The 15535-nt window shown below is 71.8% G+C and carries 16 protein-coding genes; 5 read left to right on the top strand and 11 right to left on the bottom strand.

What is annotated here, in order from left to right:
• Positions 1-181: 181 nt before the first annotated feature.
• On the top strand, positions 182-532 hold the full coding sequence (locus tag EWH70_RS34255) for an ArsR/SmtB family transcription factor (RefSeq protein ID WP_130479749.1): 351 nt from the start codon (positions 182-184) through the stop codon (positions 530-532).
• Positions 519-1013, top strand: coding sequence for an SRPBCC family protein (locus EWH70_RS34250; protein WP_130479748.1), 495 nt, complete (start codon positions 519-521; stop codon positions 1011-1013). Before EWH70_RS34255 ends, EWH70_RS34250 begins: the two co-directional genes overlap by 14 nt.
• A 66-nt stretch (positions 1014-1079) precedes the next feature.
• On the opposite strand, the gene EWH70_RS34245 is transcribed toward EWH70_RS34250, so the two are convergent.
• Together EWH70_RS34245 and EWH70_RS34240 are read right to left on the bottom strand one after the other, a co-directional pair.
• A complete protein-coding gene (locus EWH70_RS34245; protein WP_205669380.1) occupies positions 1080-1736 on the bottom strand; it encodes an LmbU family transcriptional regulator in 657 nt (218 codons plus the stop codon).
• Between the two features lie 974 nt (positions 1737-2710).
• Positions 2711-4099, bottom strand: a complete 1389-nt coding sequence (locus tag EWH70_RS34240; RefSeq protein WP_130479747.1) for a lyase family protein — start codon at positions 4097-4099, stop codon at positions 2711-2713.
• A gap of 91 nt (positions 4100-4190) precedes the next feature.
• Here EWH70_RS34240 and EWH70_RS34235 point away from each other — a divergent pair, with 91 nt between their 5' ends.
• Together EWH70_RS34235 and EWH70_RS34230 are read left to right on the top strand one after the other, a co-directional pair.
• Entirely contained in the window at positions 4191-4817 is a 627-nt protein-coding gene (locus tag EWH70_RS34235; RefSeq protein ID WP_130479746.1) for a DUF47 domain-containing protein, read from the top strand.
• 1 nt (position 4818) lies between these two features.
• Positions 4819-5820 (top strand): inorganic phosphate transporter, encoded by a 1002-nt coding sequence (locus EWH70_RS34230; protein WP_130479745.1) that lies wholly within the window; start codon positions 4819-4821, stop codon positions 5818-5820.
• Here the strand turns inward: EWH70_RS34230 and EWH70_RS34225 are convergent.
• From EWH70_RS34225 to EWH70_RS34210, 5 genes are all read right to left on the bottom strand, one after another.
• Positions 5813-6466, bottom strand: a complete 654-nt coding sequence (locus tag EWH70_RS34225; RefSeq protein WP_130479744.1) for a response regulator — start codon at positions 6464-6466, stop codon at positions 5813-5815. The two genes, EWH70_RS34230 and EWH70_RS34225, sit on opposite strands and share 8 nt — an antisense overlap.
• Entirely contained in the window at positions 6454-7683 is a 1230-nt protein-coding gene (locus tag EWH70_RS34220) for a sensor histidine kinase (protein ID WP_130479743.1), read from the bottom strand. The genes EWH70_RS34225 and EWH70_RS34220 overlap by 13 nt, the downstream gene beginning before the upstream one ends.
• A 128-nt stretch (positions 7684-7811) precedes the next feature.
• Positions 7812-8579, bottom strand: coding sequence for an Fpg/Nei family DNA glycosylase (locus EWH70_RS34215; protein ID WP_130479742.1), 768 nt, complete (start codon positions 8577-8579; stop codon positions 7812-7814).
• A gap of 29 nt (positions 8580-8608) precedes the next feature.
• Positions 8609-8758, bottom strand: a complete 150-nt coding sequence (locus tag EWH70_RS35725; protein WP_165436538.1) for a hypothetical protein — start codon at positions 8756-8758, stop codon at positions 8609-8611.
• A complete protein-coding gene (locus EWH70_RS34210) occupies positions 8748-9554 on the bottom strand; it encodes an alpha/beta fold hydrolase (RefSeq protein ID WP_205669382.1) in 807 nt (268 codons plus the stop codon). Before EWH70_RS34210 ends, EWH70_RS35725 begins: the two co-directional genes overlap by 11 nt.
• Positions 9555-9692: 138 nt before the next feature.
• On the opposite strand from EWH70_RS34210, the gene EWH70_RS34205 reads away from it, so the two are divergent.
• Positions 9693-10655, top strand: coding sequence for a helix-turn-helix domain-containing protein (locus tag EWH70_RS34205; RefSeq protein WP_240687382.1), 963 nt, complete (start codon positions 9693-9695; stop codon positions 10653-10655).
• A 24-nt stretch (positions 10656-10679) separates the two neighbouring features.
• Here EWH70_RS34205 and EWH70_RS34200 read toward each other — a convergent pair whose 3' ends face one another.
• From EWH70_RS34200 to rhaI, 4 genes are read right to left on the bottom strand one after another with little or no spacing between them, the layout of a single operon-like run.
• Positions 10680-12095, bottom strand: a complete 1416-nt coding sequence (locus tag EWH70_RS34200) for a rhamnulokinase (RefSeq protein WP_276320597.1) — start codon at positions 12093-12095, stop codon at positions 10680-10682.
• Positions 12092-12325 (bottom strand): LuxR C-terminal-related transcriptional regulator, encoded by a 234-nt coding sequence (locus tag EWH70_RS34195; protein WP_130479741.1) that lies wholly within the window; start codon positions 12323-12325, stop codon positions 12092-12094. Before EWH70_RS34195 ends, EWH70_RS34200 begins: the two co-directional genes overlap by 4 nt.
• Before the next feature lie 21 nt (positions 12326-12346).
• A complete protein-coding gene (locus EWH70_RS34190) occupies positions 12347-14380 on the bottom strand; it encodes a bifunctional aldolase/short-chain dehydrogenase (protein WP_240687381.1) in 2034 nt (677 codons plus the stop codon).
• On the bottom strand, positions 14377-15525 hold the full coding sequence (gene rhaI / locus EWH70_RS34185; protein ID WP_130479739.1) for an L-rhamnose isomerase: 1149 nt from the start codon (positions 15523-15525) through the stop codon (positions 14377-14379). Before rhaI ends, EWH70_RS34190 begins: the two co-directional genes overlap by 4 nt.
• Positions 15526-15535: the final 10 nt, after the last annotated feature.

The raw sequence follows: 15535 nt of genomic DNA, 5'->3' as shown, positions 1-15535 counted from the left end.
GCGACCCCAGGACGGGATGTTCGTGAAGGCCACCTTCATCACATGAGACGACAGAAACTCGGCCTTCACACCGGACACCGGGCTCATGCCGTGAAGGGGGCTCTCACGGCACCAGACGCCGTGAGAGCCCCCTTCACGGCACACGCTTGACGTATGCCCATATGGGTATATGATTGGCGGCATGGCACGGGCGGCGACGACAACGGACGCGTTCAACGCGGTGGCGGAACCGCGGCGGCGGCAGATCATCGACGCCCTGGCCGGCGGCGAACGCTCGGTGAACGAGCTCGTCGCCGAGCTGGATCTCGCGCAACCGCTGGTGTCCAAGCACCTGCGGGTGCTGCGCGAGGTGGGACTGGTGGAGGTACGCGAGGAGGGCCGGCAGCGGATGTACCGGCTCAACGGCAGCCCGCTGAAATCCATCTACGACTGGGTCCGCCCCTTCGAGCACACCTGGGCGACGCGCTTCGAGCGCCTGGACGCGGTACTGGAAGAACTCAAGGAACAGGAGAAGGACGATGGCGACGACTAGCACCGGCACGGCAGTGGTGACGCTTCCCTCGGACACGCAGATCCTCATCACCAGGGAGTTCAACGCCCCCAAGCACCTGGTCTACCGCGCGTGGACCACACCCGAACTGGTCAAGCGCTGGTGGGCGGGCGACCGCGGCGAGGTCACCTCGGTCGAGATCGACCTGCGGGTCGGCGGCCGCTGGCGGTACGTGATGACCGCCAACGGCGGGTTCGAGGTCGGCTTCCACGGCGAGTACCAGGAGATCGAACCCGCCGAGCGCATCGTCTCCACCGAGGTCTACGAGGGCTTCCCCAAGGAGGACGCCTACGCGACCAACACCATCACCTTCACCGAGACCGGCGGCCGCACCACGCTGCGGGTGCTGACCCAGCACCAGACCAGGGAACACCGCGACGGGCACATCAACTCCGGCATGGAAGGCGGCATGCAGGAGTCCATGGACCACCTGGAACGGGTCGCCGTGTCGCTGGCCGGGTGAAACGGTGAAGGCCACCTCCGCCCCGGTCGAACCGGGCGAAGGTGGCCTTCACGAGCGTGCGGGCAGTCAGCCGCTGTGCGTCAGCTGCTGCACCTCCATCCGCGCGTTGGGGATGAGCTGCGCGGCCCGCTCCCCCAGCGCACTGGCCGCGGCGGTGTCGAGGATCGACACGATCCAGGTGAGCAGGTCCTGATCCGTCGTCGACGCCGCGTCGAGCCAGCGCTGCTTGCGGTCGGACGGGACGCTCATCTGAACCTTCAGCACCCGGTCAGCCCGTTCGACCGCGGTGCGATTCGCCTTCCGGCTGGCCCGGACCCGGTTTCGCAGTTCGTTGCGCGACCAGCCGAACTTCTCGGTCCGGTCGAGCCACTCGTCCTGCGCCTCCTCAGACAGGCTGGCCAGCTCCGCGTGGTGCTGGAAACTCAGCGACGACCTGCGTCGCGTCACCGGGAACTGCCGCGCGACCCACGCGTAGTTGCGCAGCGTCTGGTAATCCAGTGACGTTTCCTCGATGGCCCGCTTGTAGCGGTCCGGGTACTGCGACTGGCCGTAGATGAGCCAGTCCCCGAGCCACCAGGCGGAGGAGTCGGAGATAGCGTGGATCTGCCGGCCGATCTGACTCCACTCGTCCATTGGAATCGACGGCGGCAGACTCAGGCTGGTCCGCCTGGTCAGCGCCCCCTTGGCCAGCGGCCGTGCCTCGGAGCGAGGCGCGGGCGGCATCGGAGGTCCCTGCCGTGGTGGCACGCTCAGTCTCGGCGCGCTCCGGTTGGTCTTACTTTCGGCATTGCTCGAGTTTCCCACATCAGCCCCCATATCCCAGTTTTGTGATGCAATCCGTCCGCCCGCCCACGGGCGCGACGGTCAGTACGTGGCCGGCGCGACTCCTTCGGCGCCGGCATCAGGCCCCACAGCCCTACGCCGGCTCCAGAACTCGGTATCCACCCTCGGCAACCGATCAGCCCCACACGACGTTGTGATCGGCCAAACCGCGCTCATGCCACCAGAACAACCGGGTACTACCCGCCGGAACGCGCCCCGGCACCACCGCCGCCGCGCTCGCTCCGGTCAGACACCACGAAACCTCCCTTCACCAGCCGGGACAACCCACAACCGCATTAATTCACGCAAAACAACATTCACACACATTCATGAGAGCGGCTCACATCCGTACGGTCGACAGACCGCCGAACACCGCGAGAGACGACCCCCATGCTCAAACTCACCCCATCGGTCGCAGCGAATTTGTCGTTAGCTGCAACCTAAGCCACATTATCACGCTGCGAACCACTGTCACTAGCCCAGAAGGCGGATCTCGACCCACGTGCGAGTCAAGGGCGACGACCGCTCTTGACATGAGACGAAGTTCATCTGACGACGACGATAACGATGTATTTCGACTAATGCCAGGCCGACGATTAATCTGGAACCGATCCAGAAGCGGAATAACCGCAGGTCAGCGAGCCACGGCCGGGCCGACCGAAGGGCAGCCGTCCCGATCACGAACAGGTTTCACTACCGTAGCGGGTCCGGGGCGTCAACAGCCGACCCAGTGACCGCCTCAGCTAACCGGCCGGCAAGTAATGATGGCCGCCAACCTTCGGTGAACAATGGGTTCACGGCGGAATACCCAGAGCTTTGTCGCCACTCGAATACGGACCACGGTCCTGTTTACCGTCGAGTTAAAATTGATTTTCTTACACGCGCGCGGTTCCGCGCTTGTGGTAGGAATCCAGCACCCGATCCACCAGGTCGCCTGCCTGGCCCAGGTAAGCGGCGGGGTCGAGCAGCGTGGCAATCCAGCCGGCGTCGATCCGGTGGCCGTCCCGGGCGGCCAGCTCGGCCAGCACCTCGGGAAAGGCCCGGTCCCCCTCCGCCGCCACGGCCTCGGCGAGCAACCGTTTGGCCGCCTGCCTGCCGACGACCGGCGCCAGCACGGCGCTGATCCGCTCCGACACCACGGCGGCACCGGTGAGCCCGAGGTTGGCCCGCATCCGGTCGGGAAACACCCGCAGGCCGGCACACAGCCGCTCGGCGTTGGCGGCCGCTCCCCCGGTCAGCCGCAGCGCCTCCCGCAGCGGCTGCCACTCCGCGTGCCACGCCCCGGCCGATCGCTCGTCCTCGGCCGGCATCGACTGCCACAGCACCAGGGTCTGCGCCGGGATCTGCCGCGCGGCGGTGGCGACCAGCGTGGCGTACACCGGGTTGCGCTTCTGCGGCATGGCCGAGGACGCGCCCCTGCCCGGCGCGGTCTCCTCGGCGACCTCGCCGATCTCGGTCCGGGACAGCACCTGCACGTCGGCGGCGATCTTGCCCAGCGCGCCACCGGTGAACGCGAGCACGGCGGCCAGGTCCGCGACCGGCGTTCGCAGGCCGTGCCAGGGCAGCACCGGCTCGGCCAGGCCGAGTTCGGCCGCCACCGCACCGGGCAGGCCGGACGCGCCGCCCGCTCCGGCAAGACGCGCCTGCTCCTGGTAGCCGGCCAGCGTTCCGGCGGCGCCACCGAGCGACACCGGCAGCCCGCCGTCCAGCAGCCGGTCCACCCGGTCGGTCGCGTCGAGCACGAGCCGCAGCCAGCCCGCGGCCCGCAGGCCGAACGTCACCGGCACGGCGTGCTGGGTCAGCGTGCGCCCGGCCATCGGGGTGTCCCGGTGCCGCTCGGCCAGCCCGGCCAGGGCCGCCGCGGTGGCGTCCAGGTCCGCGCGGACCTGGCGCAGCACCCGCGCCGCGACCAGCATGGCGGCGGTGTCCAGGATGTCCTGGCTGGTGGCGCCGCGGTGCACGTGCTCGGCGGCGGCCGGGTCGCGCTCCCGCACGGCCGCGGTGAGCCCGGCGACCAGCGCGACCACCGGGTTGCCGGTGGCGCGGACACCGTCGGCGAGATCGGGCGGCAGGACGTCGCCTGCCACCCGCGTGATGACGGCGGCGGCCTCGGCGGGCACCACGCCCAGCCGTGCCTGCGCCCGGGCCAGCGCCGCCTCCACCGACAGCATGGCCCGCACCCAGGCGGCGTCGTCGGCCAGGGCGTCCACCCCGGTCGCCGCCCACGCGGGGGCGAGCAGCCCGCCGTCACCCGCCTGCGCCATGGGTCGAGCGTAGGCCCAGCGCCAGCGGGGTTCACGCGGGGTTGGTGAACAACCGGTAGCGTCCAAATGGCGGGAAGGTAGCCTACCGGCCGTGCGACTACGACTGCGACCCCGCGAGCCGGAACTCTACGAATTCTTCACGCGCGCGGCCCGCAACGCCGCCGAGGCCGCCGAGGCGCTGGCCGAGCTCGGGTCGGCCGACACGGGTTCGGAAGAGCTGAGCAACCGGCTGGTGGAGATCGAGCACCGCAACGACGAGCTGACCCACGAGCTGTACAACAGACTCAACGCCACCTTCGTCACCCCGTTCGACCGCGACGACATGTACCGGCTGGGGTCCAGGCTGGACGACGTGGTCGACCACCTGGAGGCCGCGGCCACCCTTACCCACCTGTACCAGCCGTTCGCCGACGTCACGCCGCCGCCGGAGCTGCTCGACCAGGTGAGCGTGCTGCGCAAGCTGGGGGCGCTGACCGTCACCGCCTTCGACGACCTGGCCGCTGGCCGGGACCTGCGCCACTACTGGGTCGAGTCGAACAGCCTGGAGAACGAGGCCGACAAGCTGTACCGGATGCTGCTGGTCCGCCTGTTCGGCGGCGAGTACGAGACGCTCACCGTGCTGAAGCTCAAGGAGATCGCCGACGAGCTCGAGGAGGCGGCCGACGCCTTCGAACTGGTCGCGAACACCGTGGAAGCGATCGCGGTCAAGGAGTCGTGACTTGTCCGGCGAACTGACCGCGGTCATCGCGGTCATCTTGATCGCGCTGCTGTTCACCTACACCAACGGCTTCCACGACGCGGCCAACGCCATCGCCACCTCGGTGTCGACCCGCGCCCTGTCGGTGCGGGCCGCGCTGGTGCTGGCCGCCGTGGGCAACCTCGTCGGGTCGTTCTTCGGCGCCAAGGTGGCCAAAACGGTGGGCGCGGGCATCGTGTCCCTGCCCAACGGCCTGCCCGGCCTGGCGATCGTGGCCGCGGGGCTGGTCGGCGCGATCGTCTGGAACCTGGTCACCTGGTACTTCGGGCTGCCGTCGAGTTCCTCGCACGCGCTGGTCGGCGGGCTGGCCGGAGCGGCGCTGCCGACAGCCGGAATCGTGCTGTGGGGCGGAATCTTCGAGGACGTCGTCGTGCCGATGATCGTGTCGCCGGTGGTCGGCTTCGCGCTCGGTTTCGGCGTGATGCTCGCGGTGCTGTGGATCTTCCGCCGCGGCCACCCGAAGAAGCTCAACCGCGGCTTCCGCATCGCGCAGACCTGCTCGGCGGCGGCGATGGCCGTCGGGCACGGCATGCAGGACGCGGCGAAGTCCATGGGCATCGTGGTGCTCGCGCTGGTGGCAGGCGGTTTCCAGGACGACTGGGAGATCCCGCTGTGGGTGTACCTGGTGATCAGCGCCGTGCTGGCGGCCGGGACCTACTCGGGCGGCAGGCGGATCATCGCCACCCTGGGCCGCAAGGTGATCCACCTCGGGCCGCCGGAGGGCTTCGCGGCGGAGACGACCGCCAGCTCGGTGCTCTACGTGGCGGCCATGGGCTTCGGCGCGCCGATCTCCACCACGCACACGATCACCTCGGCGATCATGGGCGCGGGTGCCACCCGGCGGTTCTCCGCCGTGCGGTGGGGCGTGGCGAAGAACATCCTCGGCGCCTGGGTACTGACGTTCCCCGCCGCCGGGCTGGTCGGCGCGGCCGTGGCGTGGCCGCTGGTGGCGCTGCTCAGTTAGTGCCGTTGCTGTTGAGGTAGGCCAGCACCGCCAGGACCCTGCGGTGCCCGGAGTCCTCCGGCGGCAGGTCGAGCTTGGTGAAGATGCTGCCGATGTGCTTCTGCACGGAGCTGGCCGACAGCACCAGGCGCTCGCCGATGCCGCCGTTGTCCATGCCCTGAGCCATCAGCGCGAGCACCTCCCGCTCGCGCGGGGTGAGCGCGTCGAGCGGGTCGGCGCTGCGCCGGGTGAGCAGCTGGGTGACGACCTGCGGGTCCATCACCGTCTGCCCGGCGGCCACGCGGCGCAGCGCGTCGGTGAACTCGGCGACCTGGCTGACCCGGTCCTTGAGCAGGTAACCGATGGACCCGTCGGCGTCGGCGAGCAACTCGGCGGCGTAGGTGGTCTCGACGTACTGCGAGAGCACCAGGATGGGCAGGCCGGGCACCCGCCTGCGGGCCTCGATGGCCGCGCGGATGCCCTCGTCGCGGAAGCCGGGCGGCATGCGGACGTCGACGACGGTGATGTCCGGCCGGTGCTCGGTGACCGCGGCCAGGAACCCGTCGGCGTCGGCGGTGTTGGCCACGACGTCGAATCCGGCGTGCCGCAGCAGCAGCTCCAGGCCCTGCGACAGCAGGACGTTGTCCTCGGCGATCACGGCGCGCACGGCAGCTCCACGGTCAGCACGGTCGGGCCACCGGCGGGACTGTCCACCGTGGCCGACCCGTCCAGGGCCGCCACCCTGCGCCGGATGCCGGTGACTCCGGTGCCAGCCGACTCCACCACACCACCCCGGCCGTCGTCCACGACCACCACGGTGAGCCGGTCGCCCATCCGGGACACCGACACCGACGCGACGCTCGCCCCGCTGTGCTTGGCGACGTTGGTCAGCGCCTCGGCGACGACGAAGTAGGCGGCGCCCTCGATGGCGGCGGGCAGCGTGCCCAGCTCCTCGGGGTCGGGCAGGTCCAGCCGGGTCGGTACGGCGGCGTCGGCGACCAGCGAGCGCAGCGCCCCGTTCAGGCCCCGGTCGGACAGGATCGGCGGGTAGATGGTGCGCACGATGCCGCGCAGCTCCTCCATCGCGTACTCGGTGCCGCGCTGGGCGTCGGCGAGCATCTGGGCGGCCTGCTCGGGGTCGTCGCGCACCATCTCCTTGGCCAGGCCCAGGCGCAGGGCGATCGACACCAGCTGCGCCTGTGTGCCGTCGTGCAGGTCCCGCTCGATGCGGCGCAGCTCCGCGCCGTGGGCGTGCACCGCGCCGGAGCGGGTCTCGGCGAGCTGGCCGACCCGGTCCTCCAGCTGCTCCATGCGGCCGCGGTGCAGGATCGTGCGGGTCATCGTGGCCCACGACGTCGCCAGCGCGGGCAGCACCAGCACCAGGGCGGCCACCCCCAGTACGACCACCGGGATGCCGATGCCGTAGGCCCGCGCCGGGTCGTCCATGACGATCCCGAAGAACTGCACCGACGCGGCCTCGTCGGTCCACCAGGTGGCCATGCTCCACAGGGCGGCGAAGATCACCCCGGCGGCGAACATCATCCCCATGCCGAGGACGGTGCCCACGACGGCCTGGACCGGGATCCACAGCAGTTCCCGCCAGGTCGTCGGGTCGGTGAGCAGCTGGCGCCACCAGTTGCCGATCCCGCCGCTCAGCGGCCGCAGGCGGGTGGGCACCGGCGTGCCGAGGATGCGGCCGGCGATCACCCGGTGCAGGTCGGCCCACGCCCGCAGGCCCAGCAGCCCGAGCGGTACCAGGATCAGCCCGAGACCGAACGCCACGAACGACATGAGCGCCATGACCAGGGCGAACGCGCCCATCACGGTCACCCCCGCGGACAGGCCCAGCCCGACCATCAGCAGCCCGGCGCTCCCGGTCCTCATCAGCAGTGCACGCACCTTCTGTGCCCCCTTGTTCCCAAACTCGGTGCGGTCACGCTATGCCGCGACCGGACCGCGGGGCATCGAGGTGAACCACCGTCCCCACCCTGTGGCCAGCTGCACCCCGCCGGTCAGCGCTGGCAGTCCGGGCACCAGACGGTGCCGCGGCCGCCGACCCGGCCCCGCCGCAGTAGCGTGCCACAGCGCGGGCAGTGCCCGTGCGGGTCGTCGCGGCGGCCGGTGAGCCAGGACGGATGGTCCGGCACCCGCCCGGCGGCGGTGGACCGGCGCAGCACGGCGCGCAGGCCCCGGTGCAGCCGGGTGTGCTCGTCACGGTCCAGAGTGGACGCCCGCCGGCGCGGATGAACCCTGGCGCGCCACAGGACCTCGTCGACGAGCAGGTTGCCGAGCCCGGCGACGACGGCCTGGTCGGCCAGCGCGGGCTTCACCTGCCGCCGCAGCGGGGAGACGATCCCGCGCAGCCGGGCGGCGGTGAGCCCGGCCGCGTCCGGGCCGAGGCCGGCGAGCAACTCGTCCGCGGCGTCGCTGTCGGCGGCGAGGTGGATGCCCTTGAGCTTGCGCATGTCGCGGTAGTGCAGGGTGCCGCGGGCGAACTCCAGCACGACGCGGTCGTGCCGGTGGGGTTCGTTCCACTCCAGCGAACCGGTCATTCCGAAGTGGAACAACAGGACCGGCCCGCCGCTGACCGGCGCGAGCAGCCACTTGCCGTGCCGGTGCGGTTCGGCGAGCCGGGCGCCGGTCAGGGTGTCGCGCAGCCGGCGCGCCGTCGTGCCGCGCAGGACCTGCGCGTCGTGCACGTGGACGTCGCGGACCCGCCGGCGGGTGGCGTGCTCGGCCAGCACCCGGCGGAAGCCCTCGACGTCCGGCAGCTCCGGCATGCCGGGCGGGTACCCGCCGAGGCGGCGGATCAGTCCTTCCCGAACCAGGCGGCGGCGCGCACGGCCAGGTCGGAGGCCGAAGCCGGGCAGCTGATTCCTGCCGGGCCGGTGAACTCGATTCCGGCTTCCGTCGGGCCGCCCTCGCGCCCACCGCCCCAGCTGATCCGGTCAGCGTTCATCGCCCAGCTCCGTCAGCAGAGCGGCGAGGATCTGCTCGGCGTGGGTCCACAGCACGGCGCCGCCGATGCCGGGCACCACGGTCCGCACCGCGCCGGGGATGCGGGTGGCCAGCGTCTGGCCGCGGTCCGGCGAGTGGGTGGTGTCGTCCTCGCCGTACCAGAGGTGCACCGGCACGGTGATCGACGACAGGTCGAACGGCCAGCGCCCCATGGCCAGGACGGTGTCGCGGGCGTACCCCGCCGCCGCGCCCTGCGCGAAGCCCTCCTTCAGCGCCCGCAGGTAGGCCTCGGTGAACGCCGGCTGCCGGTAGACCGCCAGGTCCGACGGCGGGCTGGCGGCCATCACCAGGTCGTACATGGCGTCGGCGTCGAAGCCGGTGAACATGCCCTCGTCGACCCGGCCGGCGGGTTCCACCTCGTCCGAGCCCGCGACGACGGCGAGGCAGGCGACGATGCCCTCGACGGCGCAGGCCAGCGCGAACGGCGCGCCCTGGGAGTTGCCGACCATCGCCGGCCTGCCGAGCCCGAGCCGCTCGCTGAGTTCGGCGATGTCGGCGGCGAACCCGGCGAACGTCCGCCCCGGCGCCGGGGTCGACACGCCCAGGCCCGGCCGGTCCACGGCGATCAGCCGCACGCCGAGACCGTCCACCACGCTCGAGCCGAACCCGAGCGAGCGGCTGGTCGCCGCGCCCGGGGAGAACAGCACCGGCCTGCCGTCGCGTGGTCCCCACTCCGCCCAGCCGAGCACCCGGCCGTCGGACAGCATCGCGTCCCCGCTGCGCCCGGGGCCCTCCATCGTGATCACCTGCCGGAGGCTAGCTCACGCGGCGTGAGCAGGACGACCGGAATTACCCGCGTACTCGTCGTAGAGCGGGAAGGAGGCCGAGCCAGTCACCGCACGGTCACCCTGAAGCCGGGCCGGGGAGATTCCCGGATGTCCGGGACCCCGGCCGCCACTAGCGTCGCGATCATGACCCGACGGATGTTGCTGACGGTATTGGTCGGCGCGGCGGTCCTGCTCGTACCCTGGACCGTCTACCTCGCACACACGCTGCCCGACCGGTTCGACACCGGCCAGTGGCGCCTGGCGTGGGTCGGATTCGACATCGCCCTGCTGCTGAGTTTCGCGGCCGCGGCATGGCTTGGGTTGAACCGTCGCCGGGCGGCCGTGCCCCTGCTGTCCGCCACGGCGGCTATGTTGTGCTGTGACGCGTGGTTCGACGTCATGCTCGGTTGGACCTCGCCCGAGCGGTGGAGCAGCGTCGCGCTCGCCGTCTTCGTCGAGCTCCCGGCCGCCGCGCTGCTAGTGTTCGCCTCGCGGCGGCTGCTCGGCGACGCTCTCCCCCGTCGATCGGTCACCTTGCGGGACATCGCCCTGCGGGAGGACCCTCGCTACCAGCGAGTGACCCACGTGCTTCCCGCCGGTGCGGCGGAGGTCGCGCGCCGAACGGGACTGGAGCGAGCCGAAGTCACCGAATGTCTGGAGAACCTGCGGGCGAACGGCTTCGTGCGCCATGACCGGAAGGGGAACTGGCTCCCGGTCCCGCAGGAGCTGCGTGAGCCGAAGCCGGACGACTACGACGGTGCGGACCGGCAGCGAGTCACCGCGTTCCTCGACGCGAAGTATGCGGAGGAGGTGGCCCTGCTGTCCTGGGCCGCGGAGCACCGCGACGAGTTCGGCCCGTGGGCGATGGCGCAGCGGACCTCGACGCGGCTGACCCAAGCGGAATTGCGTGAACTGGACGCCGAGTACCGCGAACTTGTCACGCGATACTGCCGACGTCGTCGTCCAGGAAAGGGTGAGAAGGAAATTTCCGTGCGGTTCTATGCCTTTCCGCCGCCAGGAGGTCACCCGGGTCTAGGCGCTCCTGGAGTTTCGCCGACCGGATTTTCGTAGCGGCCTGGCCACCACATGAGACGGTCAGCGCGGCTGGTAGGTGCGCAGCGGCTGCGTGGCCCGGACCAGGGCCCGCAGGTCGGCCAGCTCCCCCGGCACCACACCGAGCGCCCTGGCCTGCACCAGCGCGTTGCCCATGGCGGCGGCCTCCACCGGTCCGGCCACCACCGGCACGCCGCAGGCATCGGCGGTCAGCTGGCACAGCAGCTCGTTGCGGGCACCGCCACCGACCAGGTGCACCACGTCGACGGCGTGGCCGGACAGCCGCTGCGCGTCGGCCACCGCCCGGGCGTGGGCCCGGGCCAGGCTGTCCATGATGCAGCGCACCACGGCCGCGGGCCCCTCCGGCACCGGCTCACCGGCGCGGGCACACCAGGCGGCGATGCGGGCGGGCATGTCGCCCGGCGCCAGGAACTCCTCGTCGTCGGCGTCCACCACGGCACCCGGCGGCAGCCGGGCCGCCGCACGCAGCAGCTCGGGCAATCCCGCGCCGAGCCCGTCCGCCCGCCACTGCCGCAGGCACTCCTGCGCCAGCCAGAGTCCCATCACGTTACGCAGAAAGCGAACCGTACCGTCCACACCGGACTCGTTGGTGAACCCGGCCAGCCGCGCGTCCTCCGAGAGCACCGGTTCGGACAGCTCGACCCCCACCAGCGACCAGGTGCCGCACGAGATGTAGCCGAACCGTTCCGTGGCCGCGGGAACGGCGGCGACGGCCGACGCCGTGTCGTGCGAGCCCACCGCCGTCACCGGCGTCCCCGCGGGCAGGCCGGTGTCCGCGGCGACCTCCGGCCGCACCGGCCCCAGCTGCTGGCCGGGTGTCCGCAGCACGCCGAACAGCTCGCGGCGCAGCCCCAGCTTGCCGATCAGCTCGTCCGACCACTGTCCACTGTGGATGTCCAGCAGCTGGGTGGTGGACGCGTTGGTCGACTCCGCGCCGGCGACGCCGGTCAGCCAGTAGCCGATCAGGTCCGGGATCAGCAGCAGCCGCGCCGCGGCGGCCAGCCGCGCCGAATCCGCCTCGGCCACCAGCTGGAACAGGGTGTTGATCCGCAGCGGCCGCACCCCGGTGAGCGCGTACAGCTCCGGCAGCGGCACCTGGCCGGCCACCTCGTCGACCACGCCCTCGGTGCGGTCGTCGCGGTAGTGCACGGGCAGCCCGACGAGCGTCCCGGCGGCGTCGATCAGGCCGTAGTCGACGGCCCACGAGTCCACCCCGACACTGCCCGGCACCACCCCGGCCGACGTCACCGCCCGCAGCCCGTCCAGCACACCCCGGTACAGCCCCAGCACGTCCCAGTGCAGCGTGCCGCCGAGCAGCACCGGCTGGTTGGCGAAGCGATGCCGCTCGCTCAGCGCCAGCCGTCCCGGCCCGACCCGCGCGAGCATCACCCGGCCGCTGGACGCGCCCAGGTCGACCGCCACGACCGCGGTGCTCACAGCAGCCGCCGGTGCGCCGCCCACACGATCGCCTGCACCGGCGCGGTCAGGCCGAGCTGGTCACAGATGGCGCGGGTCCGCCGCCGCACCGTCCGCCCGGACAGGTCCAGCCGCCGCGCCACCGCGTCGATCGGCAGCCCGGTGGCCAGCAGCCGCAGCAGTTTCAGGTCTTCCTCCGACAGCTCCACCGGGTCGTCGGCGTCGCGCACAGCCGGCAAGATCCCCGTCATCGACCACTCCTTCCGTGCCGGTCACCGTAGGAACGCCGCGGCCACCCCCGAGTCCACCGGAACGTGCGTCCCGGTCGTCCTGGACAGTTCCCCGCCGGTGAGCACGAACACCGCGGCCGCCACGTGCTCCGGCAGCACCTCCCGCTTCAGCAGCGTCCGCCCGGCGTAGTAGGCGCCCAGGTCCTCCTCGGCCACGCCGTACACCGCCGCCCGCTGCGCACCCCACCCGCCGGCGAAGATGCCCGAGCCCCGCACCACCCCGTCCGGGTTGACCCCGTTGACCCGGATGCCGTGCTCCCCCAGCTCCGCGGCCAGCAGCCGCACCTGGTGCGCCTGGTCGGCCTTCGCCGCCCCGTACGCCACGTTGTTCGGGCCGGCGAACACGCCGTTCTTGCTGGCGACGTACACCAGGTCGCCGCCCATGCCCTGCGCGGTCATCACCCGCGCCGCCGCCCGCGACACCAGGAACGACCCGCGCGGCATCACCGCGTGCTGCCGGTCCCAGTCCGCGTCGGTGGTGTCCACCAAGGCTTTCGACACCGACAGGCCCGCGTTGTTCACCACCAGGTCGACCCCGCCGAAGACCAGGCACGCCGCCGCGAACGCCGCGTCGACGGCGGCCGAGTCGGTGACGTCGGCGGTCACCGCCACGGCGGTCTCACCGCCGATCTCCGCGCACACCGTCCGCGCCGCGTCCGCGTCCAGGTCGGCCACCACCACGCACGCGCCCTCGGCGGCCAGGCGCCGCGCGGTGGCCCGCCCGATTCCCGACCCCGCCCCGGTCACCAGCGCCACCCGCCCGGCCAGCGGCTTGGGAGCCGGCCTGCGGCGCAGCTTGGCCTCTTCCAGCTCCCAGTACTCGATGCGGAACTTCTCCCGTTCCTCGATCGGCCGGTACTCCGAGACCGACTGGGCGCCCCGCATGACGTTGATGGCGTTGACGTAGAACTCGCCCGCCACCCGCGCGGTCTGCTTGTCGGCGCCGAAGCTGAACATGCCGACGCCGGGCACCAGCACGACGGCCGGGTCGGCACCGCGCATCGGCGGTGAGTCCGGCTCGGCGTAGCGCTCGTAGTAGGCCCGGTAGTCCGCCCGGTACCCGGCGTGCAGCGCCCTGGCCCGCGCGAGGACCTCGTCCAGCGGCGCGTCCGCGGCGGTGTCCAGCACCAGGGGCCGGACCTTGGTGCGCAGGAAGTGGTCGGGGCACGACGTGCCCAGCGCGGCCAGCTCCGGCATCTGCGAGCAGGCCAGGAACTCCAGCACCTCGTCGCTGTCGGTGAAGTGCCCGACCTGCCGGCGGTCGGTCGAGGCCAGCCCCCGCAGCACCGGTGCCAGCGCGGCCGCCCGCTCCCTCCGCGCCTGGACGGGCAGCGGCTCCCACTCCGCCACCCGGGAACCGAACGGGTCGGGCCTGCCCCGCTCGGCCAGGAACTCCGTCGCGGTGCGGATGATCTCCAGCGAGTGGTCGCGGCACTGCTGGGACGTCTCGCCCCACGCGGTGATGCCGTGCCCGCCGAGGATGACGCCGATGGCGTCCGGATTGGACCGTTTGATCTCGGCGATGTCCAGTCCCAGCTGGAAACCCGGCCGCCGCCACGGGACCCACGCCACCCGGGAACCGAAGCACTCGGCGGTCAGCCGCTCCCCGTCGGCGGCGGTGGCCAGCGCGATCCCGGCGTCGGGGTGCAGGTGGTCGACGTGCGCGGCGTCGACCAGCCCGTGCATGGCGGTGTCGATCGACGGTGCCGCGCCGCCCTTGCCGTGCAGGCAGAAGTCGAACGCGGCCACCATCTCGTCCTCCCGGTCGACGCCCGGGTAGACGCCGGTCAGCGCCCGCAGCCGGTCCAGCCGCAGCACGGCGAGCCCGTCCTCGGTCAGCGTGCCCAGGTCGCCGCCGGAACCCTTGACCCACAACAGGTCCACCTCGTCACCGGTGACCGGGTCGGGCGCGCTCGCCTTCACCGAGGCGTTGCCGCCGGCGTAGTTGGTGTTGCGCGGGTCCGCGCCGAGTTCGTGGCTGCGTTCCAGCAGCGCCTTCACCTCGGGGTGTGTCATGCTCCCCATCCCATCGCCGCGCCGCCGGCGCGTTCGGACTCGATGCGCTGCTGGTAGCCGCTGCGGTGGTAGGCGGCGAGCGGGTCCGGGTCCAGGCCCATGTCCTCGCGCAGCCCGGCCAGCATCGGCCGCACGTCGGTGTGGAACGCGTCCATCACCACCGCGTGCGCGCCGAGTACGTCACCGTCCCGCTGCGCGGCGGCCAGCGCCTCACGGTCCACCAGCAGTGCCTTGGCGGTGGCTTCCTGCACGTTGACGATCGACCGGATCAGCGCCGGGATCTTCGGCTCCAGGTTGTGGCACTGGTCGAGCATGAACGCCACCCCGGAATCCGGCTCCAGCGCGCCGGCACCGGCCAGTTCGTGCAGGATGCGGAACAGCTGGAACGGGTCGGCCGCGCCGACCATGAGGTCGTCGTCGGCGTAGTTGCGGCTGTTGAAGTGGAACCCGCCGAGCCTGCCCTCCCGCAGCAGGATCGCCACCAGGAACTCGATGTTGGTGCCCGGCGCGTGGTGGCCGGTGTCGACCAGCACCTGCGCCCGCTCCCCGAGCCGCAGGCACTGCGCGAACGACGTGCCCCAGTCCGGCACATCCATGGTGTAGAAGTGCGGCTCGAAGAACTTGTACTCCAGCAGCAGCCGCATCGACTCCGGCATCGCGTCGTAGGCCTCGCGCAATGCCGCTTCCAGCCGGTCCTGGCGGGCCCGGATGTCGTCCTGCCCGGCGTAGTTGGTGCCGTCGGCCACCCACATCGACAGCACCGGCGACCCGATCCGCGCACCGATCTCGACGCATTCCAGCAGGTGATCGGTGGCCTTGCGCCGGACGGCCGGGTCGGGGTTGCACAGGCTGCCCAGCCGGTAGTCGTCCTCCTGGAACACGTTGGGGTTGACCGCGCCCAGCTCGATCCCCGCATCGGCAGCGTGCCGGGCCAGCGCGTCCCAGTCGTCCACCCGGTCCCACGGGATGTGCAGCGCCACACTCGGCGCGACCCCGGTGAACCGGTGCACCTGCGCGGCGTCGTCGATCTTCTCGAACGGCGTGCGCGGGATTCCCGGCTGCGCGAACACCTTGAACCGGGTCCCGGAGTTCCCGTAGGCCCACGACGGGGTCTCGATGCGCTGCCGCCGCAACACCTCTAGCACGTCGCGTCCC

The organism is Amycolatopsis suaedae (genome assembly GCF_004214935.1).
Classification (GTDB): domain Bacteria; phylum Actinomycetota; class Actinomycetes; order Mycobacteriales; family Pseudonocardiaceae; genus Amycolatopsis; species Amycolatopsis suaedae.
The sequence above is the reverse complement of the archived record's forward strand: the minus strand, read 5'-3'. Positions and strand labels throughout refer to the sequence as shown.

Coding starts and splice junctions, on each gene's coding strand:
- EWH70_RS34205 (WP_240687382.1), top strand. CDS start 9,693: ATGTCCGGGACCCCGGCCGCCACTAGCGTCGCGATCATGACCCGACGG.
- EWH70_RS34215 (WP_130479742.1), bottom strand. CDS start 8,579: ATGCCGGAGCTGCCGGACGTCGAGGGCTTCCGCCGGGTGCTGGCCGAG.
- EWH70_RS34220 (WP_130479743.1), bottom strand. CDS start 7,683: ATGAGGACCGGGAGCGCCGGGCTGCTGATGGTCGGGCTGGGCCTGTCC.
- EWH70_RS34250 (WP_130479748.1), top strand. CDS start 519: ATGGCGACGACTAGCACCGGCACGGCAGTGGTGACGCTTCCCTCGGAC.
- EWH70_RS34210 (WP_205669382.1), bottom strand. CDS start 9,554: ATGGAGGGCCCCGGGCGCAGCGGGGACGCGATGCTGTCCGACGGCCGG.
- EWH70_RS34255 (WP_130479749.1), top strand. CDS start 182: ATGGCACGGGCGGCGACGACAACGGACGCGTTCAACGCGGTGGCGGAA.
- EWH70_RS34190 (WP_240687381.1), bottom strand. CDS start 14,380: ATGACACACCCCGAGGTGAAGGCGCTGCTGGAACGCAGCCACGAACTC.
- EWH70_RS34195 (WP_130479741.1), bottom strand. CDS start 12,325: ATGACGGGGATCTTGCCGGCTGTGCGCGACGCCGACGACCCGGTGGAG.
- EWH70_RS35725 (WP_165436538.1), bottom strand. CDS start 8,758: ATGAACGCTGACCGGATCAGCTGGGGCGGTGGGCGCGAGGGCGGCCCG.
- EWH70_RS34240 (WP_130479747.1), bottom strand. CDS start 4,099: ATGGCGCAGGCGGGTGACGGCGGGCTGCTCGCCCCCGCGTGGGCGGCG.
- EWH70_RS34245 (WP_205669380.1), bottom strand. CDS start 1,736: ATGCCGCCCGCGCCTCGCTCCGAGGCACGGCCGCTGGCCAAGGGGGCG.